20 protein-coding genes, 1 tRNA gene and 1 pseudogene are annotated in these 25,260 nt (G+C 69.6%); 14 read left to right on the plus strand and 8 right to left on the minus strand.

Annotation, left to right across the window (positions count from 1 at the left end; all coding sequences use genetic code 11):
- Positions 1-125 precede the first annotated feature (125 nt).
- The gene (locus ABZU72_RS07860) at positions 126-1,238 is read right to left on the minus strand and encodes a helix-turn-helix transcriptional regulator (protein WP_355018303.1); all 1,113 of its coding nucleotides are present in this window, start codon (positions 1,236-1,238) and stop codon (positions 126-128) included.
- Between the two features lie 123 nt (positions 1,239-1,361).
- Between ABZU72_RS07860 and ABZU72_RS07865 the strand changes: the two genes are divergently transcribed.
- Positions 1,362-2,495 carry an NAD(P)/FAD-dependent oxidoreductase gene (locus ABZU72_RS07865; RefSeq protein WP_355018304.1) on the plus strand — a complete coding sequence of 378 codons (1,134 nt, stop codon included), beginning with the start codon at positions 1,362-1,364 and terminating at the stop codon, positions 2,493-2,495.
- A gap of 205 nt (positions 2,496-2,700) precedes the next feature.
- A complete protein-coding gene (pyk, locus tag ABZU72_RS07870; RefSeq protein ID WP_355018305.1) occupies positions 2,701-4,170 on the plus strand; it encodes a pyruvate kinase in 1,470 nt (489 codons plus the stop codon).
- Here pyk and ABZU72_RS07875 read toward each other — a convergent pair.
- Complete coding sequence (locus ABZU72_RS07875; RefSeq protein WP_355018480.1) at positions 4,167-4,385, minus strand: hypothetical protein; 219 nt, start codon at positions 4,383-4,385, stop codon at positions 4,167-4,169. The two genes, pyk and ABZU72_RS07875, sit on opposite strands and share 4 nt — an antisense overlap.
- A gap of 138 nt (positions 4,386-4,523) precedes the next feature.
- Between ABZU72_RS07875 and ABZU72_RS07880 the strand changes: the two genes are divergently transcribed.
- Entirely contained in the window at positions 4,524-4,856 is a 333-nt protein-coding gene (locus ABZU72_RS07880; protein ID WP_355018481.1) for a hypothetical protein, read from the plus strand.
- On the opposite strand, the pseudogene ABZU72_RS07885 reads toward ABZU72_RS07880, so the two are convergent.
- Both ABZU72_RS07885 and ABZU72_RS07890 read right to left on the minus strand, forming a co-directional pair.
- Positions 4,842-4,910 (minus strand): annotated as a pseudogene (locus ABZU72_RS07885) (hypothetical protein); the annotation flags it as partial. The gene ABZU72_RS07880 and the pseudogene ABZU72_RS07885 overlap by 15 nt on opposite strands.
- A gap of 56 nt (positions 4,911-4,966) precedes the next feature.
- A tRNA-Leu gene (locus ABZU72_RS07890) sits at positions 4,967-5,039 on the minus strand.
- A 92-nt stretch (positions 5,040-5,131) separates the two neighbouring features.
- Between ABZU72_RS07890 and ABZU72_RS07895 the strand changes: the two genes are divergently transcribed.
- The 5 genes from ABZU72_RS07895 (at position 5,132) to ABZU72_RS07915 (ending at position 9,998) form a co-directional block, all read left to right on the plus strand.
- Positions 5,132-5,761, plus strand: coding sequence for a response regulator (locus tag ABZU72_RS07895; protein WP_355018306.1), 630 nt, complete (start codon positions 5,132-5,134; stop codon positions 5,759-5,761).
- Positions 5,762-5,928: 167 nt separating this feature from the next.
- Positions 5,929-7,269 (plus strand): hypothetical protein, encoded by a 1,341-nt coding sequence (locus ABZU72_RS07900; RefSeq protein WP_355018307.1) that lies wholly within the window; start codon positions 5,929-5,931, stop codon positions 7,267-7,269.
- An 8-nt stretch (positions 7,270-7,277) separates the two neighbouring features.
- A complete protein-coding gene (locus tag ABZU72_RS07905) occupies positions 7,278-8,270 on the plus strand; it encodes a branched-chain amino acid ABC transporter permease (protein ID WP_355018308.1) in 993 nt (330 codons plus the stop codon).
- 1 nt (position 8,271) lies between these two features.
- Complete coding sequence (locus ABZU72_RS07910) at positions 8,272-9,222, plus strand: ABC transporter ATP-binding protein (protein ID WP_355018309.1); 951 nt, start codon at positions 8,272-8,274, stop codon at positions 9,220-9,222.
- Positions 9,219-9,998: an ABC transporter ATP-binding protein gene (locus ABZU72_RS07915; protein ID WP_355018310.1), complete on the plus strand. Its 780-nt coding sequence runs from the start codon at positions 9,219-9,221 to the stop codon at positions 9,996-9,998. Before ABZU72_RS07910 ends, ABZU72_RS07915 begins: the two co-directional genes overlap by 4 nt.
- Positions 9,999-10,062: 64 nt before the next feature.
- Here the strand turns inward: ABZU72_RS07915 and ABZU72_RS07920 are convergent, their stop codons facing one another.
- Positions 10,063-10,635, minus strand: coding sequence for a GNAT family N-acetyltransferase (locus tag ABZU72_RS07920; RefSeq protein WP_355018311.1), 573 nt, complete (start codon positions 10,633-10,635; stop codon positions 10,063-10,065).
- Between the two features lie 327 nt (positions 10,636-10,962).
- On the opposite strand from ABZU72_RS07920, the gene ABZU72_RS07925 reads away from it, so the two are divergent.
- Positions 10,963-12,207 carry an ABC transporter substrate-binding protein gene (locus ABZU72_RS07925; RefSeq protein WP_355018312.1) on the plus strand — a complete coding sequence of 415 codons (1,245 nt, stop codon included), beginning with the start codon at positions 10,963-10,965 and terminating at the stop codon, positions 12,205-12,207.
- A 62-nt stretch (positions 12,208-12,269) separates the two neighbouring features.
- Here ABZU72_RS07925 and ABZU72_RS07930 read toward each other — a convergent pair whose 3' ends face one another.
- A complete protein-coding gene (locus ABZU72_RS07930) occupies positions 12,270-12,740 on the minus strand; it encodes a hotdog fold thioesterase (RefSeq protein ID WP_355018313.1) in 471 nt (156 codons plus the stop codon).
- A gap of 102 nt (positions 12,741-12,842) precedes the next feature.
- On the opposite strand from ABZU72_RS07930, the gene polA reads away from it, so the two are divergent.
- The gene (gene polA / locus ABZU72_RS07935) at positions 12,843-15,530 is read left to right on the plus strand and encodes a DNA polymerase I (RefSeq protein ID WP_355018314.1); all 2,688 of its coding nucleotides are present in this window, start codon (positions 12,843-12,845) and stop codon (positions 15,528-15,530) included.
- A 51-nt stretch (positions 15,531-15,581) separates the two neighbouring features.
- Here polA and ABZU72_RS07940 read toward each other — a convergent pair whose 3' ends face one another.
- Entirely contained in the window at positions 15,582-16,823 is a 1,242-nt protein-coding gene (locus tag ABZU72_RS07940; protein ID WP_355018475.1) for an oligosaccharide flippase family protein, read from the minus strand.
- Between the two features lie 172 nt (positions 16,824-16,995).
- On the opposite strand from ABZU72_RS07940, the gene ABZU72_RS07945 reads away from it, so the two are divergent.
- Complete coding sequence (locus tag ABZU72_RS07945) at positions 16,996-18,699, plus strand: hypothetical protein (RefSeq protein ID WP_355018315.1); 1,704 nt, start codon at positions 16,996-16,998, stop codon at positions 18,697-18,699.
- A gap of 20 nt (positions 18,700-18,719) precedes the next feature.
- Entirely contained in the window at positions 18,720-18,875 is a 156-nt protein-coding gene (locus ABZU72_RS07950; protein WP_160024268.1) for a hypothetical protein, read from the plus strand.
- Positions 18,876-18,939: 64 nt separating this feature from the next.
- On the opposite strand, the gene ABZU72_RS07955 is transcribed toward ABZU72_RS07950, so the two are convergent.
- Positions 18,940-20,097 carry a glycosyltransferase family 4 protein gene (locus ABZU72_RS07955; protein ID WP_355018316.1) on the minus strand — a complete coding sequence of 386 codons (1,158 nt, stop codon included), beginning with the start codon at positions 20,095-20,097 and terminating at the stop codon, positions 18,940-18,942.
- A 134-nt stretch (positions 20,098-20,231) separates the two neighbouring features.
- On the opposite strand from ABZU72_RS07955, the gene ABZU72_RS07960 reads away from it, so the two are divergent.
- Entirely contained in the window at positions 20,232-21,029 is a 798-nt protein-coding gene (locus tag ABZU72_RS07960; RefSeq protein WP_355018317.1) for a class I SAM-dependent methyltransferase, read from the plus strand.
- A complete protein-coding gene (locus ABZU72_RS07965; RefSeq protein WP_355018318.1) occupies positions 20,996-25,243 on the plus strand; it encodes an alpha-(1->3)-arabinofuranosyltransferase family protein in 4,248 nt (1,415 codons plus the stop codon). The genes ABZU72_RS07960 and ABZU72_RS07965 overlap by 34 nt, the downstream gene beginning before the upstream one ends.
- Positions 25,244-25,260 lie beyond the last annotated feature (17 nt).

Below are 25,260 nucleotides of genomic sequence, written 5' to 3' on the forward strand. Positions count from 1 at the left end.
AAGTCTGACCGCTGCATCGTGCGAGGCGAAGGGCGTCGCGGTGAATCATTGGCTGTCTCCATATCGGAGGTGCCGGGCCAGTCGGGTTTTGAGCGGACGACCGACGGGCGCGAGGGAGCGCGCAGTCAGGGGCGCGACTGGTAGCCGTGCCAGCCTTCGGGTGCGTGCTCCAGTGGCTGCCAGCGGGGAATGTAGTGCTCGAGAAATACCTGCCCGAGCAGCGCTCCTCGCGACCGCACACCCGTCTTCTCGAAGATCGCCTTGAGGTGGTCCTGGACCGTGTACGCCGACAGGTGCAGCCGCGCGGCGATCTCCTTGGTGGTGAGGCCGGCGATGCACATGCGGGTCACGTCCACCTCGCGCGGAGTCAGTCCGTAGGCGAGAGCAACGAGCGGCGCGACCTCGGAGGGCGAGGCCTGCTGGATGACCACCACGGTCCGGCCGTCACCGCCGCTGAGCCGACTGCCGTAGAGCAGGAGCCAGGTGCCGTCGGCGGCTCGCAGGCGGGCGCGTGCCGCCGTCTCGAGGGGGTCGCCGTCCGTCGCCTTGCGGGCTCGAGCGGCCACGGCCTGGAGGACCTTGGATTCCCCGGGCGTGTCGGGTGGCGGGTTCTCGGTCATGAGGCCGATCCACTGCTCGGCCGCGGGTGTCAGTGACTCGACCCTGCCGTCGGCGTCGAAGGTCACCACCCCGGGGCCGACCGAGCCAGCCATCGTCTCGGCCGCGATGGTGCTCACCAGCGCGCGACGTGCGGCGACGGCGATGACGGCGGAGAGGCCGGCGAGCAGGGCGACGTCCTCGTCGGCGAACCAGGCACGGCCATCGTCGCGGAGCAGCCCGACGGCGGCCCAGTAGCCATCCCCGTCAACCATGCTTCCCCGGAGCTCGTCTCCGATGCCGAAGTCACGTTGTGAGCGATGGCGTGCGCTGCGCGTCAACGTGCCGTGGGTGGCTTGGCTCGTGGAGCCGGCCAGTCGGCCGGAGCGTGCGAGGAAGCTCCACTTGTTGACGTCCTCGACGACGTACTCGAACTCCGCGAGCCACGACCCGCTGCAGCTCACCTCGCGGTTGACGCTGCCGGTCAGCAAGACCGTGCCCGGATCGACCGTGTGCCAGCAGGACCGGTCGAAGTCGATGGCTCGACCGAGGAGCTGGTCGGCCGCGGCCACGTAGTCGGTCCAGGCCAGACCGTCACGGGCCAGGCCGTGCAGCTGGTCGGCGAGCCTGTCGGCGTCCATGGCTCCACGATAGGCCCGCGGCGCCAGGTGAACAGCCCAGAAATCTGGGAGTTACCTCCGCGTCCAGGAGGCTGATGGTGGAGGCATGGACGACATCACTCCCGAACCGATCACTGGCCTGACATGCACCCCCGACAGGTCGTGATCATCGGCGCTGGGACTTCGGGCCTCTCGGCCGCGGTGGCGCTCGCCGACCGCGGCGTCCGGCCGCTGGTGGTCGACCGGGCCGACCAGGTCGGCTCCTCGTGGCGCAGTCGCTACGACCGGCTCTGCCTGAACACCGGACGGCAGTTCTCGCACCTGCCGAAGCGCCCGTACCCCAAGGGAACACCGACGTACCCAACCCGCGACCAGGTGATCGCCCATCTCGAGCAGCACGCGACGGACGGCGGCATCGAGTTGCGGTTGGGCTGCTCGACCGAGCGGATCGAGCGGAGCAGGGACGGCTGGCGGATCATCACCTCCGGCGGTGTCTTCGAGGCTCCCCAGGTCGTCATGGCGACGGGCTACGACCATGAGCCCTTCTTGCCCGAATGGCCCGGTCGCGAGTCGTGGATCGGTGACCTGGTGCACTCCTCGCGCTACGCCAACCCCGCTGCCTTCGTCGGGCGCACGGTCCTCGTCGTCGGCTCCGGCAGCTCTGGCCTCGAGCTCGCCTTCGACCTGGCCACCGGCGGCGCGGCCAAGGTCTGGCTCGCCGTACGAACACCGCCGAACATCATGCTGCGCGAAGGTCCGCTGGGCCTGCCCGGCGACGTGATCGCGATCCCTCTCCACAACTCGCCCGTCCGGATCGCGGATGCCATCGCCCGCTTCGGACGCCGACTCGCCATCGGCGACCTGAGCGAGTTCGGGCTCCCCGCACCCGAAGAGGGGATCTTCGCCCGGAGTGAGCGGCTCGGGGTCGCTCCTGCGATCGTCGACCGTGAGGTCATCACCGCCATCCGTGACCGTGCCTTCGATGTCGTCGGCGCAGTCGATTCGCTGACCAGTGACACCGTGCACCTGGTCGACGGCAGCACCATCCGCCCCGACGCCCTCGTCTGTGCGACCGGCTTCAGACGCGGGCTGGCGAAGGTGGTCGGCCACCTCGGCGTGCTCGACGAGCAGGGCCGTCCCACAGCCACCGGCAAGGTGGCCGCCGAACCCGGGCTGCGCTTCATCGGCTTCGTCCCACGTGCCGCACAGATCGGGTACGCCGCCAAACAAGCCAGACACGCCGCCAAGGCAATCGCCAAGGAACTTCGGGCTCGCTGATCGACACTGATCTTCGCGATCAGCCACCACCGGCCCGGCCCCGCCCCTACACACTTGTGGCGAGGAGTTTGTCGCACACGTGCATTGCCGGGGCCTGCGGCGACGGGCTAGCCGCCGGTGGCCGCGTAAACATTGAACGAACGGCCTGATCAGGACGTGGTCCGAGTGCTGGTTTGAACGATCCAGAGGGGTAGTCTGGGCTCCCGTGAGAAGAGCGAAGATCGTCTGCACCCTGGGACCCGCCGTCGGGACGGAGCGTCGCATCCGCGAGCTCGTCTACGCAGGCATGGACGTCGCCCGGATGAACATGAGCCACGGGTCCCACGACGACCACTCCGGCAACTACGCGCTGGTGCGGGAGGCGGCCGCCGCGAGCGGGCACAGCGTCGGCATCTTCGCCGACCTGCAGGGGCCCAAGATCCGGCTGGAGCGGTTCAAGGAAGGCTCCGCGACGCTGCGCCGCGGCCAGGCCTGGACGATCACCACGCGCGACGTGCAGGGTGACGACGAGATCTGCGGGACGACGTACAAGGGCCTTCCCGGCGACGTGAAGGTCGGTGACCCGATCCTGATCGACGACGGCAAGCTGCGCCTGCGGGTCACCGCGGTCGACGACACCGAGGTCCACACCGAGGTGCTGGTCGGCGGGCCGGTCTCCAACAACAAGGGCATCAACCTGCCCGGCGTCGCCGTCTCCGTGCCGGCCCTGTCCGAGAAGGACGAGGAGGACCTCCGGTTCGCGCTCAAGCTCGGCGTCGACATGATCGCGCTCAGTTTCGTGCGCAACGCGAGGGACTACGAGGACGTCCGCAAGATCATGGACGAGGAGGGGCGCGTCGTCCCGGTCATCGCCAAGATCGAGAAGCCGCAGGCGATCGACAACCTCGACGAGGTCATCGCCGCGTTCGACATGTTCATGGTCGCCCGTGGCGACCTCGGCGTGGAGTGCCCGCTCGAGGAGGTGCCGTTCCTGCAGAAGCGGATCATCGAGCTGGCCCGCCTCAACGCCAAGCCGGTCATCGTCGCCACCCAGATGCTCGACTCGATGATCTCCAACCCGGCGCCCACCCGCGCCGAGGCGAACGACGTCGCCAACGCCGTCCTCGACGGTGCCGACGCGGTGATGCTCTCGGCCGAGACGAGCGTGGGGGACTATCCGATCCACACCGTCGAGACGATGGCCCGCATCATCGCCGCCACCGAGCGCCACGCCCTCTCCTCGGAGAGCAGCCGCGCCGCCGAGCTCAGCCCCATCGACTGGGACCCGCACACCCGCTCCGGCGTGATCGCCAAGGCCGCCGCCGAGGTCGCCGACCGGGTCGGCGCGAAATACCTGGTCGCCTTCACCACCTCCGGTGACTCCGCCCGCCGCCTCTCCCGGCTGCGTGGCGCGATCCCGTTGCTCGCCTTCACGCCCTCCGATGCCGTACGCAGCCAGCTCGCGCTCAGCTGGGGCACCGAGACCTTCCGCACCGACGAGGTCGAGCACACCGACGAGATGGTCCGCCAGGTCGACGAGAACCTGCTCAAGCTCGGCCGCGTCGAGGAGGGCGACCTCGTCGTCATCATCGCCGGCTCGCCTCCCGGCATCCCCGGCTCCACCAACGCCCTGCGCATCCACCGCATCGGCGACGCGATCAACGAGGTCGCGCCCGCCTACGAGCGCAAAAGCTAGTTCTTCGGGCCGATCAACGCGTCGAGCGCCGCGACTGCTTCGCGGCGCGAGACGCTGATGGTCTTCCACGAGGACTGGCGCCACGGGATGCCGGCCAGATCGAGGGTCGCGGTGCACAGGTTGCGGATGTCGTCGGAGTGGTTGGTGAACTGCCAGCGGCCGTACTCATAGCGCTTCTTCTCTCCCGCGACGACTCGGGTCGCCCAGTTCGACACGCGACAGCCGTCCGAGTGGAACAGGCCGCGGAGGAAAGGGCCAGGGTGCGCTGACACGATCTCCTGCTGCCATGGCTTCAGGGCGATCTCGCGGTCGTGCTTGCGGCCGGGGCCGTGCTGGGGAAAAAGGCAGGGCAAGTGCTGCCAGTTCAGCTGAACGTCTACACAACCGGGCTTCTTGACCATGAAGACTTTGCCGCCTGGTCTGACTCGACCGAGCAGGTCGACGACATCGTCGATGATCCGCGGATGGGCCAGGTCGCAGGTGATACGCAGGAAGTAGTAGCGGGCAGCTTTCGCGATGTGACCGTCGCCGAGGTAGAAGCCGAGAAGCGCTGCGTACGCTTCCTGGTCGATCGGCAGTTCGTCGCATCGCGGACAGGCGCCTGGCCTGTTGAGCGGCTCGCGGTCCCGCCACTCGCGAATGGTGGACCGTGCTATTCCTGTTGCGCGTGCGACAGTCGACAATGAGGCGCCCTGCCGAAGGAGAGCGAGTGCCTCAGCGCGGACGCGGCCTGCGTACATGCTCGTAGTCTGCGCTCCAGCACCGACATCTTGATGGAGGCCACGAGCAAGTTCGGTGCCCCGGGTCGGATTCGAACCGACACTTGATGTGGTTTGAGCACATTTCCTCTGCCGTTGGGATACCGGGGCTCCCGAGAGCCAAATACGGCTCCGCGCGCGCCAAACTTACCGGACCGTGGGCGGAATCACTGCACCGGGAGGTGCCTCTGATGGCCTAGTCTGTGCTCGTGACGGAGAGCAACCCCAGCAGCACCCCGGAGAGCCAGGCGCGGCGTACGGTCGTCATCGCGGAGGACGAGGTCCTGATCAGGATGGACCTCAAGGAGATGCTCACCGAGGAGGGTTACCACGTCGTCGGTGAGGCGGGAGACGGCAAGGCCGCGATCGAGCTCGCCACCGAGCACAGACCCGACCTGGTGATCCTCGACGTGAAGATGCCGGTGCTCGACGGGATCGCGGCGGCGGAGGCGATCGCGCGCGACCGGATCGCGCCGGTGGTCATGCTGACCGCGTTCTCCCAGCGTGACCTGGTGGAGCGGGCCCGAGACGCGGGTGCGATGGCCTACCTGGTCAAGCCGTTCAACATCACCGACCTGGTGCCAGCGATCGAGCTGGCGGTGAGCCGTTTCCAGGAGCTCGCCCAGCTCGAGCGGGAGGTCGCCGGTCTGACCGACCGGCTGGAGACCCGCAAGGCGGTCGACCGGGCCAAGGGGATCCTGCAGGAGGGTCTGACGCTGAGCGAGCCCGACGCTTTCCGGTGGATTCAGAAGACCGCGATGGACCTGCGGCTGTCGATGCGCCAGGTCGCCGAGGGCGTCATCGAGCACGGCGTGAGTGGGCCACGTACCTGAATCCGTGTAAACGGCGTGTCACAGATCGGTTGCGGTCTCAGATGAGGGTCAACCTGTGGCTTGTTCGTGGGTGATCTCGGCCTAGACTGCCCGCGCGGATCCGGCCGACCAGCGTATTCAGCTGGTGTCAGGGTCCGTCTTTAGGACACACAGGCAGGAGTACCCACGTGCGCAAGCGGCTCTACAGAGTCCTCGTCGCGCTCATCGGTGCGCTGATGGTGCTGTTGGTTGGGAGCCCGGGTGCCGCACAGGCAACCGAGACCCCACCGCCGGACGCCACCGCGATCCAGGTGACGCTTCAGGACGAGGCCAACAAGGATGCCCAAGGCAATCCGAAACCGATCCCGGGAGTGACCCTCGAGGTCAGCAAGGACGGCGAGAAGGCCGGTGAGGGCGTCACCGACGACCAGGGCGTGGCGATCATCGTCGTCGATGAGCTCGGGAAGTACACCGTGACCCTCGACGAGAAGACGCTCCCGGAAGGGACGATCCTCGACGAGAACACCAAGGGTGAAGCCACCGTCCAGGTACGTTTCCAGGGCCCCAACAACCGGGCGATCTTCCCGATCGGTGTCACCGCCGGTGAGGAGTCCAACTTTGGCAAGGACCTCGCACAGAACCTGCGCGCGGGCCTTGTGTTCTCACTGGTCCTGTGCCTGGCTGCCCTCGGGTTCTCGCTGATCTTCGGCACGACCGGCCTGTCCAACTTCGCCCACGGTGAGATGCTCACCTTCGGTGCGTTGATGGCTTGGACCTTCGACCAGGTCTTCAAGACCGGCGCCCTGGCCTCGGTCTCGGTGCTCCTCGCCGGCATCATCGCGGTCCTCCTCGGTGGCCTGGCTGGCTTCGCGCAGGAGAAGATCCTGTGGGGCCCGCTGCGCCGGCGCGGCACCGGCCTGATCGCGATGATGATCGTCTCGATCGGCCTGGCGATCTTCCTGCGCTACCTGTTCCAGTACTTCTACGGCTCCTCGACCCGGTCGCTGTCGCAGTACAACGGCCAGCAGCGCGAGCAGCACTGGTACTATCTCGGTCTCTCGCTCGCCGACCGCGAGGTGGTCATCGTGCTGGTCGCGATCATCACGATCACCGCGGTCTGCCTGTGGCTGGCCAAGAGCCGGATGGGCAAGGCGATGCGCGCGGTCTCGGACAACCCGGCACTGGCCGCGTCCTCCGGCCTCCGGGTCGACGGCGTCATCACCAACGCGTGGGTGATCGGTGGCGCGCTGACCGCGCTGTCCGGTGTGCTCTACGCGATGCAGCTGCAGGTCAACAGCTTCATGGGCATGCGGATCCTGCTGGTCATCCTCGCCGCGGTCACCCTCGGTGGTCTCGGCACGATCTGGGGCGCTCTCGTCGGCTCGCTGGTGATCGGGCTCGTCTACGAGCTCGGGCCGCTGTTCGGCGTGCCCGCCTCGATCAAGGAGATCGGCCCGCTGCTGATCATGATCGTGATCCTGCTGGTGCGGCCCCAGGGCATCCTGGGTCGTAAAGAGCGGCTCGGGTAGGAGAGACAATGGATATTCTCGACATTCTCCGGGCAGCGTTGCAGCAGGCACTCGGCCCGCAGGCAATCGTCTTCGCCCTGGCCGCCATCGGCCTCAACATCCACTTCGGCTACACCGGGCTGCTCAACTTCGGCCAGGCCGGGTTCGTCGCGGTGGGCGCCTATGGTCTGGCCGTCTCCGTGGTCACCTACGGGGCACCGTTCTGGCTCGGTATCGTCATGGCGATCGTGGCCCCGCTGCTGCTCGCCGTGGTCCTGGGTGTGCCGACGCTGCGTCTGCGTGCCGACTATCTGGCTATCGTCACCATCGCCGCGGCGGAGGTGCTGCGGTTCGTCTTCGGCTCGGTGGAGATGAAGGACACCTTCGGTGGCTCCAACGGGCTCAACGGCTACGCCAGGCCGTTTCAGGAGGCCAACCCCTACAGCAGCGGCATCGACCTGGGGTTCATCTCCTTCGGGCGCGGCGACCTGTGGTCGCTGACCGTCGGCTGGACCCTGGTCGCGCTGTGCTGCCTGCTGGTGTGGGCGCTGATGCGCAGCCCGTGGGGCCGTGTGCTCCGCTCGATCCGTGAGGACGAGGACGCGGTCCGCTCGCTGGGCAAGAACGTGTTCGCGTACAAGATGCAGGCGCTTGCCCTCGGTGGTGTCATCGGTGGTCTGGGCGGCATGTTCCTGGCGCTCAAGCAGGCCTCGGTCGTGCCGAGCGACTACTCCACGCTGATGACGTTCTACGCCTTCGCCGCTCTGCTCCTCGGCGGCGCGGGCCGGGTGATGGGCCCGGTCATCGGTTCGGTCCTGTTCTGGTTCCTGATCGCGGGGCTAGGCTCGTTCTTCAGCCAGTCGGCAGGTAAGGGCGGATGGATCCCGACGGTGATCATGACCGACACCCAGGCCAGCGTGATCCGCTACATCATGCTGGGGCTGGCCATCATGCTGCTGATGATCTTCCGTCCCCAGGGGATCATCGGCGACCGTAGGGAGATCGCGATCGATGGACGCTGACATGACTGACCAGACGAGCACCGAGACGAACGACGTGGCGAGCAAGACCGGGCCCGCGGGCCTGGTCGGGGCGAGCACGGAGCCGGGCAGCAAGAAGTCCGACCCGATCATCGTCGCCGACCACATCACGCGTACGTTCGGAGGACTCACCGCCGTCGACGTCGACCACGTCGAGATCCAGCGTGGTGCGATCACCGCGCTGATCGGCCCCAACGGAGCCGGGAAGACGACGTTCTTCAACCTGCTGACCGGCTTCGACCAGCCCAACACCGGCTCGTGGAGCCTGGAGGGCAAGTCGCTCAAGGGCGTCGCGCCCTACAAGGTCGCCCGCCTCGGGATGGTGCGCACCTTCCAGCTGACCAAGGTGCTGGCCAAGCTCTCCGTGATCGAGAACATGCGCCTGGGCGCCACGGGACAGAAGGGTGAGCGGATCTGGGCCGCGCCGTTCAAGTTCCTGTGGGGCAACCAGGAGGACGAGGTCACCGCGAAGGCCGACGACCTGCTGGCCCGGTTCCTGCTGGACAAGAAGCGCGAGGACTTCGCCGGCTCGCTCTCCGGCGGTCAGCGCAAGCTGCTCGAGATGGCCCGCGCGCTCATGGTCGACCCTGAGGTCGTCATGCTCGACGAGCCGATGGCGGGGGTGAACCCAGCTTTGAAGCAGTCGTTGCTGGGTCACGTGAAGTCGCTGCGCGATGAGGGCCGCACGGTCCTCTTCGTGGAGCACGACATGGACATGGTCCGCGACATCTCCGACTGGGTCATCGTGATGGCCCAGGGCAAGATCGTCGCTGAGGGCACTCCTGATTCGGTCATGGCCGACCAGCGTGTCATCGACGCCTATCTCGGGGCCCACCACGACACCGACCTGAGCGAGCTCGACGAAGAGGTCCTCGAGGCCGAGGTCGAGGCAGAGCTCGAGGGCGACATCGCCCAAGAGGAGGACTCGAAGTGACTTCCACCGAAGCGGAGGAGTTCCGCGAGAAGCACCTGAGCGAGGCCGATGGTGCGGTGCTCCGCGCCGACGGGCTCATCGCCGGCTACCTTCCCGGGGTCAACATCCTCAACGACACCGACCTCTACTGCCAGCCCGGCGAGCTGGTCGGCATCATCGGCCCCAACGGTGCCGGCAAGTCGACCCTGCTCAAGGCGCTGTTCGGCCTGGTGAAGATCCACGAGGGCACGGTCAAGCTGAACGGTGAGGACATCACCGGCAAGCGTGCTGACGAGCTGGTCTCGCGAGGCATCGGGTTCGTACCGCAGAACAACAACGTGTTCCCGAGCCTGACCATCGAGGAGAACCTCGAGATGGGCTGCTACCAGGCCCCGAAGAAGTTCGCGGAGCGGTTCGAGTTCGTCACCGGGATCTTTCCTGCCCTCGGTGAGCGCCGCAAGCAGCGTGCTGGTGGCCTCTCCGGTGGTGAGCGTCAGATGGTCGCGATGGGCCGGGCGCTGATGATGGAGCCGTCGGTCCTGCTGCTCGACGAGCCCTCCGCGGGCCTCTCGCCGGTCATGCAGGACGAGGTCTTCGTCCAGACCCGCAAGATCAACCAGGCGGGTGTCTCGGTCGTGATGGTCGAGCAGAACGCCCGCCGCTGCCTGCAGATCTGCGACCGCGGGTACGTGCTCGACCAGGGCCGCAACGCCTACACGGGCGCTGGGCGCGAGCTCGCCGACGACCCCAAGGTGATCGAGCTCTACCTCGGCACCCTGGGTGCCAAGGAGGACTGAGGGCGTACGTCTTGATACGGCCGGGCCCCGGAGCATGCTGCTCCGGGGCCCGGCTCGTTCGTGCTCAGGCGACGGTGTGCGAGCGTCGCTGGGAGCGCCGGGCGGCGAGCAGCTCGCCGACGGCGCTGGACTGCTTCGGGCCGCGCTGCAGACGGGCGTGGTGGGGCAGGGCCCGGCCCAGGACGGTGAGCCGGGAGCGTACGACCGCGGTCGGGGCCACCCGCATGACGGCCTGGGCGCCGAGGCCGATCCTGGCGAGGAACCGGTTGCCGTCACGGCCACCGGCGGCTGCCGCGGCCGCGATCGTCCTGACCCCGCGCTCCTCGGCGAAGGCGACGGCCGACTCCATCAGCATCCGGCCCACGCCCCGGCGGCGGAAGCTGGGAACGACATGGGGCGCGAAGATCTGCACCGTCGGCTCCAGGTTGAGTGGACCGAAGGTGGTCGCGCGCACGTAGACCGCCCCAACGGGCTCGCTGCCGCACTCGGCGACCAGGATGCGCTGGTCGGGGGAGGCGTCGGCGGCACGGATGATCGTCTCCAGGTCGCTGAGCTGGTCCTGGGCGTCCGCCATCCGCAGCGAGTCCTGCCAGATGCCGAGGAGGAAGAGCGCGTCATCGGCTCGTGCCTCTCGCATCGTCACCGGCACCCTCATCGAGTCCGTCCTCCGAGAGTGCCGTGCGTACAGATGATCACAATTCCTCCACGATCGTGGCTGTTCCTGGGCGGAATCGGGTTTCCCGAGTGATTATGGGTCACCACGGCACCGATATTACGGAGCCGATGATGGCGGCAACCCAGGCAATGATGCCATGGGGGAGATGTAACGGATTGGTGAAAAGACAGGTCCCTCGGGTGATTCACCCTCCGAGCGTCTCTAATGTGTCTCCGCAAGGTCCGACGTGAGTCGGGCCAGCCCATACGAAAGAGGGACTAAGCAGTGAACTCATCATCCTCTACCTGGATGAAGCTGACCGCAGGCGCCGGCGCCTTGGCGCTCAGCTTCACCCTCGCCGCCTGCGGTGGCGAGACCGCTTCCGAGGAGCCGGAGAAGAAGGCCGCCGCCAAGGGCGACGGCACTCTCACCATCGGGCAGCTTCTCCCGCAGACCGGCAGCCTCGCGTTCCTCGGCCCGCCCGAGTTCGCCGGTTCCGACCTGGCGATCCAGGACATCAACGCCGCCGGTGGTGTGCTCGGCAAGGACGTCGTGTCCGTCGTAGCAGACTCCGGTGACACCACCTCCGCGATCGCCCCGACCGAGGCCGACAAGCTCATCGACGCCAAGTCCGACGTCATCGTCGGCACCGCGTCCTCGGGCGTGTCGATGACCGTGATCGACAAGATCATGTCGTCGGGCACCGTGATGTTCTCCCCGGCGAACACCTCGACCGAGTTCGACGAGGGCGACTTCGCCAAGGCGGACCTCTACTTCCGCACGGCTCCGTCCGACATCCTGCAGGGCGCCGTCATGGCCAACCTGCTGCTCGAGGACAAGCGCACCAACGTGGCGATCCTGGCCCGCCAGGACGCCTACGGCGAGACGCTCGCCGAGGAGATCAAGGCCAACCTCGAGGGTGCCGGCTCCAAGGTCGCCACCACGGCGTTCTACTCCGAGGACGCCACCTCGTTCGACGCCCAGATCAACGAGGTCGCCGGCTCGGGTGCCGACGCGGTCGTCGTCGTGGCCTTCGAGGAGACCAAGAAGCTCATCCCGCAGCTCATCGCCGCGGGTGCCGGTCCGGCCAAGCTGCCGACGTACTTCGTCGACGGCAACCTGTCGGACTACTCCAAGGACTTCACCAAGGGTGAGCTCAAGGGTGTCAAGGGCACCCTCCCGGGCGCCGAGACCACTGGTGACTTCAAGGAGCAGCTGCTGAAGGTCGACCCGAAGCTGGCCGACTACTCCTACGCCGCCGAGTCCTACGACGCGACCATCGTCTCCGCGCTGGCCGCGGTGAAGGCTGACAGCGACGCTGGCGAGGCCATCGCCGAGGAGATCGTCGACATCACCACCGGTGGTGAGAAGTGCGAGACGTACGCCGACTGCCTCGCGCTCGTCGAGGACGGCAAGGACATCGACTACGACGGCAAGTCCGGTCCGATCGAGCTCGGCGAGACCGGTAGCCCGACGGCCGCGTCCATCGGTATCTACCAGTACAACGACAAGGCGACCTACGCCCCCGTCAAGTACATCGCTGGCGAGGTCTGATCCAGATCCACCCAGTGAAGGGCCCCGGAGCGACACGCTCCGGGGCCCTTCGACGTAGGTGCCTACATCGAGATCCGATCGGCGTCGATGAGCGAGCAGGTGATCCGCGAGGTGCAGACCCGCTTTCCGCGCTCGTCGGTGATCACGACCTCGTAGGCCGCCGAGCTGCGGCCGAGATGGATGGCTGTCGCGGTGCCGGTGACGATGCCGGAGGTCGCGGACCGGTGGTGGGTGGCGTTGATGTCGACGCCGACGGCGAGCTTGCCCATGGACGCGGCGTGCATGCCGGAGCCGGTGGACCCGAGCGTCTCGGCGAGCGCGACCGAGGCGCCGCCGTGCAGCAGCCCGTAGGGCTGGGTGTTGCCCTCGACCGGCATGGTGCCGACGACCTTCTCGGCGGAGATCTCCAGGATCTTGACGCCCATCTTGTCGTTGAGGCCGCCCATGCCGTGGGGGAGCGAGGCGAAGAACGTCTCGCCCGCGGTCTTGTCGCTCGGCGAGACGGTCTGGTCGGTGGTCGATGCATCGGTCATGGATGCATCGTCGCATGTGCCGTACGGGGTCGGCGCCCGGGGGACGCGCGGGTCTCGACCCGCGGTCGCGCCGTTGTCGGTGGTCGTGGATAGAGTCGGACCGTGGCTGACGTGACGCGTGACCGACTGCTCCTTCTCGATGGGCACTCGCTGGCCTACCGGGCCTTCTTCGCCCTCCCGGTGGAGAACTTCTCGACCGTCACGGGGCAGAACACCAATGCCGTCTACGGCTTCACCTCGATGCTGGTCAACGTGCTGCGCGACGAGACCCCGACCCATGTCGCGGTCGCCTTCGACCTGTCGCGCCAGACGTTCCGGCTGGAGGAATACTCCGAATACAAGGCCAAGCGCAACAAGACCCCCGACGAGTTCAAGTCCCAGCTGCCGCTGATCCAGCGACTGCTCGACGTACTCCACATCCGCCACCTTTCGCTGGCTGGCTATGAGGCCGACGACATCATCGCGACCCTGGTGACCCAGGGGCTCGAGGCCGGGATGGAGGTGCTGATCCTGACCGGCGACCGCGACTCGCTGCAGCTGGTCACCGAGTCCTCGACCGTTCTCTATCCGATGCGTGGTGTCTCCGACCTGGCGCGGATGACGCCGGAGGCCGTCGAGGCGAAGTACGGGGTCCCGCCGCACCGCTATCCCGAGATCGCCGCGCTGGTGGGGGAGGACTCCGACAACCTGCCCGGCATCCCGGGCGTCGGCCCGAAGACCGCCGCGAAGTGGATCAACACCTACGACGGCCTCGACAACGTGATCACCCACGCCGACCAGATCAAGGGCAAGGCAGGCGACAACCTTCGCGCCCACCTCGGCGACGTGATGCGCAACCGGCGGCTCAACGCCCTGGTCCGAGACCTGACCCTGGAGGTCGGCCCGGCAGACTTCGGGCGGGTCGAGTGGGACCGGGCAGCCGCGCTGGAGCTCCTCGACGAGCTCGAGTTCCGCGGCGAGATCCGCACCCGGATCACCGACGTCCTCGCTCCCGAGGACGACGTCCCGGTCGACGAGAGCGGGTTCGCACTTGAGGGCGAGATGCTGGCGCCCGGTGCCGTCGCTACGTTCCTCGAGGAGCTCGGGGCCACGCCCGTCGGGGTGCATGTGCGCGGGACCTGGGGTTCCGGCACCGGCCGCGTGGACGGGTTCGGCTTCGCGACGCAGGAGCGGGCTGCGTACGTCGGGGTGGAGGAGCTCACCCCCGAGGACGAAGCCGCGCTGGCGGGCTGGCTCGCGGACGCGTCGAAGCCGAAGATCATGCACGACGCCAAGGGGCCCGAGCTGGCGATCGACGCCCACGGCTGGTCCCTGGGCGGGCTGGTGACCGACACGGCGCTGTCGGCCTACATCGTGGCGCCCGACCAGCGCTCCTACGACCTCGCCGACCTGACGCTGCGTTACCTTAAGCGTGAGCTCAAGCAGGAGGACGACGGTGGCCAGGAGTCGCTCTTCGGCGACGACGAGGTCGGTGGCGACGGCGTGGCCAGGACCTCGATGCTCTATGCCCGGGCCGTGCTCGACCTCGCCGTCGAGCTCGACTCGGCGGTCGAGGCCGCCGGCGGACACCGCCTGCTCTCCGAGGTGGAGCTTCCGCTGCTGCATCTGCTGGCGCGGATGGAGAAGACCGGCATCGCGGTCGACACCGAGCACCTCGACGCCCTGGAGCGACACTTCGCCGGCCAGATGAAGCAGGCGGCCGACGACGCCTACGGCGTGATCGGGAAGGAGATCAACCTCGGCTCGCCCAAGCAGCTGCAGGTGGTGCTCTTCGACGAGCTCGACATGCCGAAGACGAAGCGCACCAAGACCGGCTGGACCACCGACGCCGACGCGCTGCAGCAGCTCTACGTGAAGACCGAGCACCCGTTCCTCCTCGCCCTGCTGCGTCACCGCGACGTCACTCGGCTGCGGGTCACCATCGAGGGCCTGCTGAAGACCGTGCAGGACGACGGCCGGATCCACACCACCTTCAACCAGACCATCGCGGCCACCGGGCGGCTCTCCTCGACCGAGCCCAACCTGCAGAACATCCCGGTACGCACCGAGGAGGGTCGCGGGATCCGCAAGGGCTTCGTGGTCGGCGACGGCTTCGAGTCGCTGATGACCGCCGACTACAGCCAGATCGAGATGCGGATCATGGCGCATCTGTCCGAGGACGAGCTGCTCATCGAGGCGTTCCGCTCCGGACGCGACTTCCACTCGATCACCGCCGCTCGGGTCTTCGGCGTCGACCCCGACGCGGTCTCGGTCGAGCAGCGGGCCAAGATCAAGGCGATGAACTACGGCCTCGCCTACGGCCTGTCCGCCTTCGGCCTCTCCCAGCAGCTCGGGATCGAGCCGAGCGAGGCGCGTGGGCTGATGGAGGAATACTTCGAGACCTTCGGCGGCATCCGCGACTACCTGCGCAGCCTGGTCGAGGAGGCACGGCGCACCGGTTACACCGAGACCATCATGGGCCGCCGCCGCTACCTGCCCGACCTGCTCTCGGACAACCGCCAGCGGCGCGAGACCGCCGAGCGGATGGCGCTCAACGCCCCCATCCAGGGCTCGGCCGCCGACCTGATCAAGGTCGCCATGCTGCGGGTCCAGGCCGCCCTCGACGAGGCCGGCCTCTCCTCCCGGATGCTCCTCCAGGTCCACGACGAGCTCGTCTTCGAGGTCGCCTCGGGGGAGCGGGAGGCGTTGGAGGCACTCGTACGCGAGCAGATGGGCTCCGCCGCCGACCTCAACGTCCCCCTCGACGTCTCCGTCGGCACCGGCCTGTCCTGGCACGAAGCCGCCCACTGAGCGCCGAGGCGTCCCGTACGTCTCGGTGTGCGGGGGTGACGCCTCGGTGGATCAGGCGCGGTGTGGGGTCTGGCTGAGGCGCCAGAAGGTGACCGTCAGGAGGACGGCGGCGAGGGCGGCGTCGACGATGAGTACGGTCCAGACGAGGCCTTCGACGGTGGTCTGCATCGCGCCGAGAGCGAGGGCGGCGGCGACGGCCATCCAGAGAAGGTACGCCGAGAGCCGGCTGCGCCGGGCCAGGACCGAGTAGACGAGCAGCTGGAGTACGGACAGCACCATGCCGAGGATCGCGAAGACCCAGAGCAGGCCCTCGATCTCGGCGTAGTCGGGGCCGCCGATGAAGATCATCGCGAGCCACGACAGCAGCCACGAGCCGGCGATCGCGCACGCGCCGAGACCGCCGACGAGCGCGAGCGACTTGACCAGCGCGGAGCGGCGGCTGGCCTCGGCCGACATCGACGGGAAGGCGATGATCACCACGAACTGCGGTAGGAACAGCACCGCCTTGGTGAGGATCAGGCCACCGGCGTACAGGCCGGAGACGTGGTCGGTGAGCACGTTGCGCGCGATCAGGATGTCGACGTTGGAGAGCGCGAAGAAGCCCAGCAGCGCGAACGAGCCATGGAGCATCTCGACGACGACGGGCTTCACCGGCCCGGGCCTCGCCTCGGTGTCGGCGCGACGTCGTAGCACCCACCATCCGACGACCGCCGGCGCGAACTGGGCCAGCGCGACGCCGGCCATGGCGGCGCCCTCGGTGGGGCGGATCCACATCGCGGCGGTGGTGACGATGACGCGGGGGATACCGAGAGCCAGGTAGACCATCGCCAGGGCGAGCCAACGGCGCTCACCCTGCAGCACCCCGGCCTGACCACCCATGATGGTCAGCGGTACGGCACACACCGCGACCAGCAGAGCGGGATAGATGGAGTCGAGCCGCAGCACCCGCGACACCAGCGGCGAGGCGGCGAGCATGACGATCCCGACGACGATGGCCGCACGGTAGGTCGCCCGCAGCACCGTTTGCTCGATGACGCGCTCCTGGCCGGGCGTCTCGGTCACCCGTCGCGACGCCGTCGCCTGCATGCCGAGCTGGACGACGCCGACCACGAGGAGCAGCGACATCATCGACGCGACGCCGCCGTACTGTCCGGGGCCGAGGATCCGGGCGGCGATGATCTGAAAGCCGTACGTCGCGATGTTGGTGACCATGATGCAGACGGCGAGGAAGCCGCTGCTGCGGATGAGCGCGGACAGCCTGCGCCGGCGGGCGCTGGTCGGGCTGGCGGTCATCGTGGGCACTTGGAAAGCCTAGGGTGCGGCGGGTCACATGCCGGCACCGGCATCCGCCCAGGACCGGAACTCGATCGTCACAACTGACGTCTCGTCCGGCGTAACTGACGTCTCGCCCGGCCGGGGTGACTTCTCGGCGGGGCGGGGCCTGGGGAGGGCTTAGGGTTGCCGCGTGATCGAACGGGCGGCCCCGACCGTGTGGGCGGGTGTGCTGGCGGTGCTGATGCTGGGGCCGGCGCTGGGGGCGGGGTTCGTGCTCAGCTACGACATGGTGTGGGTGCCGGATCTCGCGCTGACCCGGGATGTGCTCGGCCTGGGGTCCGGGCTGCCGCGGGCGGTGCCCTCCGACGCCGTGATCGCGGTGCTGGACGAGGTCGTGCCGGGCCTCGCGCTGCAGAAGCTCGTGCTGGTGGGAGCGCTGGTCCTCGCCGGGGCGGGTGCCGCCGAGCTGGTGCGGGAGCGCTCGCTCGCCGCGCGGCTGGCGGTGGTGAGCCTGACCGTATGGAGCGCGTACGTCGCCGAGCGGCTGTGGATGGGCCACTGGCCGATGCTGCTGGCCTATGCCGCGGTGCCCTGGCTGGTGCTGGCCGGCCGCCGTTGGGCCGCGACTGAACCCGGCCCGGCCGAGCGCGGCCCGGTGTGGCTGCTCCCGGTCCTGCTCGTCGGGAGCCTGAGCGCCAGCGCGGGGATCGTGTCGGCCGCCGTGCTGCTCGCGACCGGTCTGCGCCGCAGCCGGCGACCGGTGATGCTGCTCGCGATGGTGGCCGCGGTCAACGCGCCCTGGGTGGTCGCCGGCCTGGCCCACGCGGGGGAGGCGGCGTCGGCGACCGGGTTCGAGGTCTTCGCGCTGCGCGGCGACGCCCTGCCCGCCCCACTGGCAGCCCTGACCCTCGGCGGGATCTGGAACACCTCGGTCGTCCCCGCGAGCCGCGAGAGCTGGCCGGTCTGGGTGGCCCTGGCGCTCCTGGTGGCGCTGATCGGTGCCGGACTCCGGCGGTGGTGGGTCTCCGACAGCCAACGGATCGCGATCCTGGGGCTGTGGGTGGCCGGGATGGCGATCGCTGTCGCCGGCTGGGCGGCGCCCGAGGCCCTCGACGACCTCGCTCAGGACATCCCCGGTCTCGCGCTGATGCGGGACAGCAGCCGTCTGCTTCCGCTGTGCCTGCCGCTGCTCGTCCTGACCGTCGCGGCCGGGGTCGACGCGCTGCGCGACCGGCTTCGCGGGACCGCACCACGATGGGCCGCCGCCGTCGCCCTGGTCCTCGCCCCGGTCGCCGTCCTGCCCGACGCCGCCTGGGGTCTCGCCGGCGGCATCGGCACGGCCGACTACCCGACGTCCTGGCAGCAGGCGAGCGCGACGCTCGCCGAGGAGACGGCACCGGGTGACGTACTCGTCCTGCCCTGGTCCGCCTACCGAGCGCCGGCGTGGAACGAACACCGTCCCGTCCTCGATCCGCTGCCGAGGATGCTGCCCAGGGCGAGCGTGACCAACGGCGAACTCGTCATCGGCCGGACCGAGATCGAGGGGGAGGACCCGCGCGCAACCGCCGCCCCAGAGGCCCTCGCCGCACCGGACCCCGAAGCGCGGGCGGCCGAGCTGAGCCGCCTCGGGATCGGGTACGTCATCACCGACCGCACCGCGGGCGAGGCGCCGCAGATAGCGGGCGAGACGGTCCACGACAGCGGCGACCTGGTCCTGCAGCGCCTGCCGGGGGAGGCGACCCAGCCGGCCGCGTACGCCATGGGCCCGGTGACGCTGACGGCGGTGATCGTCGCGTGGGTGGCGTACGGCCTGGCCTGGCTCGGAGCCACAACATCAACAGTTCTGCTACTGATCAGTATTGTTCGCCGGCCGGCTGCTAAAGTTCGCCGCTAGGAGAGGGAGGTCACATATCCATGGGCAACATCATTGCCATCGTCGCCAGCATTCTTGTCGGCGGCGGAGTCGCCGCAGCGACCATCGTCGGAGTCGTCACCAGCAGCACGGACAACACCGTCGAGAATCCTCCGAGCGTCTCTGAGTCGACGGTTCAGTACGGCACCAACGACTGAGCTCGACAAAGCGAAAGAGGCCCGGCGGTGATCCGCCGGGCCTCTTCTCAATCTCTACGAGCAGTCAGTCCGCGCTGACCACGTGCCCCTGGAGCGCGGAGGCGAGGACGGCGTTGAAGTTGAGCTGGCTCTGCTCCCAGGTGTGCTTGCGCGCGTGCCACCGGGCACCCTCGGCCAGCTCCTTGCGGCGGATCTCGTCGCCGAGCAGGTGGTCGAGCGCGGCCACGAAGCCGGCCTGGTCGTCGACCAGCACCCCGGACTCGCCGTCGTCGATCGACTCGGTCGTCCCGCCCGCGTCGCGGAAGGCGACGGTCGGGGTGCCGTGCTGGGCGGCCTCGGTGACGACCAGCCCCCAGCCCTCCTTCAGCGACGGCAGCGCCATCAGCCAGGACCGCTCGTAGACCGACTCCTTGGTCTCCTCGTCGACATGCCCCAGCATCTCGACGAAGTCGCCGGCCCCCACCCGGGAGACGTACGCAGCCAGCTCGTCGGCCCACCAGCCGCCGCCCACGATGCTCAGCCTCAGGTCCGGGTAGGACGCCCGCAGCGCCACCGCCGCGTCGACGGCGAGCTCGACCCGCTTGTGCGGCACCAGCCGCCCGACGACACAGATGGAGGGATGCTCGGTCTTCGCCGGCCGGTCGCTCAGCGCCGGGGCGGCGCCGTTGTGCACGACCGCGACCCGGGCGGGGTCGACGCCGAGCGTGGCCAGTTCTGCCCGGGTGGCGCGGGAGACCGCGACGTACTGCTTGTGACGGTAGAGCCGCGGTGCGAGCCACGACTCGACCCACCAGCCGATCCGCCCGGACAGCCCGGGGTAGACCACCGGCCACTGCTCGCGGTGGACGTGGTGGACGAGCACCGTGACCGGCGCCCTGGTGCCGAGCGGGCAGAAGAACGGGAGCCCGTTCTGCACGTCGATGACCGCGTCGACGCGGCCGATCGGGCCCAGCCGGCCGAGCGCCAGCAGCAGCACGCCCCACAGGTAGATGCTGAGCTTGCCGCCGCGGCGTACGTAGCGGATGCCGTCGCGCTCCTCCCGGGCACGCGCCCCTGGATAGGCGGCGGTGAACACGGTGACCCGTGCTCCCGCGCCGACCAGTCCGGCGGTGATCTGGTGGAGATAGTGCTCGGCTCCACCGGCTTCAGGGTTGTCTGTATCGCGCCAGCTGAAGACCGCCACATGGCGACCCTCCAGCTGCGCTCCCTCGTTGGCGCGCAAAACTCAGTTCTCCCCTGACTCGCAGTTTCCCCGCACTGAGCGCTCCCTCCCCAGGGGTCACGCAGTTACCGGAGAGTAGGACACTTCGTGACCAAATGCACACCCGTTGGGGTAATTCGGTTAGGGTTCCCGCCGTGCCGAACCTCCTCGACCCCCGGAGCGGGGACCAGATCGACGCCCCGGTCGGCAGCGGCTGGCGGGCGACGCTGCGGCGCTCCGTACGCCTCTTCAGCGACTTCCGTGTGGAGCAGACCGATCCCGCGCGCTTCTACACCGCGCTGGCGGCAGACTCGGTCGGCCAGCTCGCGCACTACACCGACGGAGAGACACTTCAGGGCACGGTCCTGCTCGACGTCGGCGGTGGCCCGGGCTACTTCCGCGACGCGTTCATGAGGGCCGGCGCGACCTACCTCGCGCTCGACGCCGACGCCGGTGAGATGCAGGGTGCCGGGATCGTCGCCGAGGGCAGCATGCTGGGCGACGGGATGCGGCTGCCGGTCCGCACCGGCTCGGTCGACGCCTGCTACTCCTCCAACGTGCTCGAGCACGTCCCGACGCCGACGGCGATGCTCGACGAGATGCTCCGGGTCACCAGGCCCGGCGGCGTCGTCTTCTGCTCCTACACGCTGTGGTGGGGTCCCTGGGGCGGCCACGAGACCAGCCCGTGGCACCTGCTCGGCGGCCGGTACGCGCGCCGCCGCTACCTGCGCAAGCACGGGCACGAGCCCAAGAACAAGTTCGGCGAGTCGATGTACGCAGCGACCGCCTCCGCCGGGCTGCGCTGGGCGCGCGCCCAGCGCCGGGCGGGCAACGCCGAGATCCTGGCTGCGGTTCCGCGCTACCACCCGGCGTGGGCGGCGTGGCTGATGCGGGTCCCGGTGGTGAGGGAGGTGCTCTCATGGAACCTCCTGCTCGTGCTGCGCAAGACGTGACCCCGGACCCGCCGAGCGCCACTTCAAAACTCAGGCTCATCGCGTACGTCGCGATCCTGACCGCGATCACGTTCACCCAGGCCCCGGGCCGGATCGTCGCGGACACCAAGTTCGACCTCAGCGCCGACCCGTGGACCTTCCTGGCCCGGGCGCTGAACATGTGGGACGCCCAGGGCGCCTTCGGTCAGGTGCAGAACCAGGCGATCGGCTACCTGTGGCCGATGGGTCCCTTCTACGGTCTGGGCCAGCTGGCGCAGCTGCCGGACTGGGTGATCCAGCGGCTGTGGTGGGCGCTGCTGCTCAACCTGGCCTTCCTCGGCGTGCTGGCGGTGGCCCGCGAGCTGCAGCTGGGGCGGCCGTGGGCGCAGGTCGCGGGTGCCGCCGCGTACGTCCTGACGCCACGCGTGATGACCATCCTCGGCGCCAACTCGGCCGAGCTGTGGCCGACCGCGATCGCGCCGTGGGTGCTGCTCGCGGTCATCCGGGCCAGCGGCACGACCACGGCGAAGGACCTGGTCCGCTGGTGCGCCGTGGCGGCCCTCGCGGTCGCCTGCGCGGGCGGGGTCAACGCGACCGCGGTCTCGGCGGTGATCGTCCCGGGCGTGGTCTTCCTGCTGACCAGGACCGGTGCCCGGCGGTTCGCCGCACTGGCGCTGTGGGGCGTGTTCACCATCCTCGCCACCCTGTGGTGGACGATCCCGCTGGTGCTCCAGGGCCGCTACATCCCGCCCTTCCTCGACTACATCGAGACCGCCGCGGTGACCTCCTCGACCACCGGTCTGCTGCCGACGCTGCTCGGCACCTCCGACTGGGTGGCGTACGCCGACCCGCTCTACTACCCGGCCGGGCAGAGCCTGCACGCCACGCCCTTCCTGGTTCTCGACGCGGCCGCCGTCGTCGCCATCGGGCTCGCCGGGCTGGCCGGGATCGGCCGCGCGCGTCGCCACCCCGAGACCCGGTTCCTGATCGGCTGCGTGCTGGCCGGCGCCGTCCTGGTCGGGATCGGCTACACCGGCGCGCTGGCGGGCTGGGGCGCCGAGGCCCGTCAGGACCTCGTCGACGGCGCTCTGGCCGCGGTGCGCAACAGCCACAAGTACGACGCGGTGCTCCGTCTCGGGCTCGCCGCCGGGGTCGTGCTCACCGTCGAGACCATCCTCTTCCGCGCCGAGCTGGCGCGAGCCTCCGGGACGGCCACGAAGGCCGCGCAGTGGCTCAGGAGGGTGTTCGTCATCGCCGTGGTGGCCGCGCTGGCCGGCCTGGCGGTGCCCTGGGTGCGCGGCCAGGTGCCGCCACCGGGGTCGATCGAGAACGTCCCGGCCTTCTGGACCGACGCCGCCGACTACCTCTCCGAGAACGACGACGGCGGCGTGACGCTCGTGGTCCCGGCCGCCCGGTTCGGCGACTACCTGTGGGGCAGCACCCACGACGAGGTCCTGCAGCCCTACGCCGACTCCCGCTGGGCCGTACGCGGCGTGGTGCCGCTGGCCGAGCCCGGCAACGTCGTCTGGCTCGACCGGGTCACCGAGGAGATCGAGCGCGGCACCCCCAGTGCGGACCTCGCCCCGATGCTGGCCAAGGCCGGCGTGACCCGGCTGCTGGTGCGCAACGACCTGCACTGGGGCACCACCGGTGCCCCGCCGCCCTCCCTGGTGCACGCCACCCTCGCCCAGTCGCCCGGGCTGACCCGGGAGGCGAGCTTCGGCACCGAGTTCGGCAACACCACCTACCACCGCGAGAAGGGCACCCGCGTCCTCGTCGACGGGGGACTGGCCGGGGAGTACCCCCCGATCGAGATCTACGAGGTCGACGGCGCCACCGCCGACGGCACCCTGATCCCGGCGAAGACGACCGTGATGGGCGACCCCGGTGAGCCCGCCAGCGGAGCGCCGGCGGTGCTGACCGCCGACGACACCCGGTCGGACGCCGACGGCTCCGAGGAGAGGGCCGACGTCATCCTGACCGACGGCCAGCGGCGGCGTACGACCCTCTTCTCCGGGGTCCGCGCCAACTCCTCCGCTACCCGCACCGCCGAGGAGGGCGTCGACTCCGATCAGCCCGAGAGCTTCCACCGCTACCTGGAGGACCAGGAGCGGTGGCAGAGCACCATGGTCTGGCGCGGGGTCGAGGCCGTGGAGGCCTCCAGCTCGGCGGCGACCCCGGAGGAGGTCCCGGTCGACCGCGGCCGGGCGCCCTCGGCGGCCCTCGACGGCGACCCCGACACCGCGTGGCGCACCGAGACCGGATGGGACCGCACCCCCGAGGGCGCCTGGTTCCGGGTGCGGTTCGAGGACGAGACCGACCTCGGCAAGGTCACCATCACGATCCCTGCGAACGTCGTCGGGGTCGAACGCCTCGAGCTCGTCGCCGGCGCCCAGATGCGCAAGGTCTACGCCCCGCTGCCGGGGGAGGAGGCGACGTACGACCTCACCGGGTTCAGCGCGCGCAACCTCACCATCACCGCCCGCGGAGCCACCGCCTACGGCCCCTGGGGGATCAGCGAGCTCGACATCGAGGGCGTCGACGCCCAGCGCCTGGTCGCGCTCCCCGAGCCGCCGGAGGACACCACGATCCGCAAGATCCGGCTCGGTCGCGACACCGACCGCAGCGGCTGCATAGACCAGGGCGGCGTGCTCTACTGCGAGCCGTTCCTGGCCGCCAACGGCGACGACGGCGACAACCTGGATCGGCTCATCACCCTCACCCGCGGACAGTCGTTCGATGTCACCGGGACCGTGTCGCTGCGCCGCGACCACGCCTACGCCGCGGCGGCCGCAGCCCTCGCCGGCGTGGACATCACCGCCCCGAGCAGCGGGGACATCGCCCAGTCGGCGCTCGCGATGGCCGACGGCGACGACGGCACGTCCTGGCGGGCGCCGTCGACCGGCCCGGCCACGGTGACCCTCGGGTTGTCCGAGCGGCAGCGGATCAGGTCGCTGCGGCTCGTGGTCAACAAGGCCGCCCCGGTCAGCATCCCCACCGAGGTCGAGATCACCGACATGCGCCGCCCCAAGCGCACGGTCACCCGCGAGGTCGACTCGGACGGCGACGTCGCGGTGCCCAGCGGCTGGCGCACCGACCGGCTCCGGATCCGGATCACCGAGACCGACGCCGCCTACGACCAGCCCTCCAGCATGGCCGACGCGAGCGAGCTGCCCGCCGGCATCTCCGAGCTGGAGGTCAATGGCCGTCCGCTCGGCGACGGCACGCTCCGGGCAGGTTGCGCCGACGGTCCTCCGATCCGCGTGGGCGAGCGGGTGCTGCGTACGGCGGTCAACGGGTCGCTCTCCGACCTGCTGCGCGGTGGCGAGGTGCCGCTGAGAGTCTGCGGTACGGCCCCGATCAACCTGGCTGCCGGCGAGAACACCCTGCTCGCCGACCCGGTGGATGCGCTCCGCGTCGACAGCCTCGAGCTCAGCGCTGAGGTGATCGCGGATGCGGAATCCCCGGAGGCGGTCGAGGTCGAGCGCGACGAACGCGACACCGCGGTCTCGGCGACGGTCTCGGCCGAGGCGTACGACCGGGTCCTCGTGCTCCCGCAGAACATCAACACCGGCGCCACCGCGACCCTGGACGGCGAGGTCCTGCGCGCCCAGCGGGTCGACGGCTGGCAGCAGGGCTGGATCGTGCCCGCCGGCGCCGGGGGAGAGGTACGTTTCGGCTTCGCGCCCGAGGACACCTACCGTGCCGGGCTGATCGCCGGTGCGGGCGGCGCGGCGCTGGTCCTGGCGCTCGCGCTAGTGACCTCATGGCGCCGCCGCGGCACCCCGCCGAGCCTGGAGCTGTTCCCCGTGGCCGCGCCGTGGCGGTGGTACGACGGCGTTCTGCTGGTCCTCGTGGCAGGTCTGCTCGCCGGCTGGTGGGGCGCCCTGGCCGCCGTGGTCGCCTGGCTGCTGCCACGCCTGACCGGCCGCCGGCCGGCTCTAGTACGCCTCCTGGCCGCCGGGTCCGGGGCAGCGCTGCTCGCCGGCGCCCTGGCCGTCGAGATCCTCCCGACAGCCTGGGACCTGCCCTGGGACCCGCCCGCCTGGACGGCTCAGGCGCTCTCGCTGGTCGCGATCGTGCTGGTCGCCGCGGCCGCCTCGGTCTCACCGGGCTCTGACGCAGACGCGGGCACGGTCTCGGCGTCAGGCTCCGGCTCGGGCCGCCGCTTCGGCCGGCGCCCGGAGGGACGCCAGCCGCGCAGCCGCATCATCCGGCGCTCGAAGAAGATGTAGGACAGCGCCGCGATCGG

Source organism: Nocardioides sp. NPDC004968 (assembly GCF_040608935.1).
Lineage (GTDB): Bacteria > Actinomycetota > Actinomycetes > Propionibacteriales > Nocardioidaceae > Nocardioides.

What these genes read in the sequence shown, in the direction of transcription:
- ABZU72_RS07905 (WP_355018308.1), top strand. Translation starts at nt 7,278, where the DNA reads ATGGATATTCTCGACATTCTCCGGGCAGCGTTGCAGCAGGCACTCGGC.
- ABZU72_RS07865 (WP_355018304.1), top strand. Translation starts at nt 1,362, where the DNA reads ATGCACCCCCGACAGGTCGTGATCATCGGCGCTGGGACTTCGGGCCTC.
- ABZU72_RS07940 (WP_355018475.1), bottom strand. Translation starts at nt 16,823, where the DNA reads ATGACCGCCAGCCCGACCAGCGCCCGCCGGCGCAGGCTGTCCGCGCTC.
- ABZU72_RS07860 (WP_355018303.1), bottom strand. Translation starts at nt 1,238, where the DNA reads ATGGACGCCGACAGGCTCGCCGACCAGCTGCACGGCCTGGCCCGTGAC.
- ABZU72_RS07930 (WP_355018313.1), bottom strand. Translation starts at nt 12,740, where the DNA reads ATGACCGATGCATCGACCACCGACCAGACCGTCTCGCCGAGCGACAAG.
- ABZU72_RS07950 (WP_160024268.1), top strand. Translation starts at nt 18,720, where the DNA reads ATGGGCAACATCATTGCCATCGTCGCCAGCATTCTTGTCGGCGGCGGA.
- ABZU72_RS07910 (WP_355018309.1), top strand. Translation starts at nt 8,272, where the DNA reads ATGACTGACCAGACGAGCACCGAGACGAACGACGTGGCGAGCAAGACC.
- ABZU72_RS07920 (WP_355018311.1), bottom strand. Translation starts at nt 10,635, where the DNA reads ATGCGAGAGGCACGAGCCGATGACGCGCTCTTCCTCCTCGGCATCTGG.
- ABZU72_RS07925 (WP_355018312.1), top strand. Translation starts at nt 10,963, where the DNA reads ATGAAGCTGACCGCAGGCGCCGGCGCCTTGGCGCTCAGCTTCACCCTC.
- ABZU72_RS07965 (WP_355018318.1), top strand. Translation starts at nt 20,996, where the DNA reads ATGGAACCTCCTGCTCGTGCTGCGCAAGACGTGACCCCGGACCCGCCG.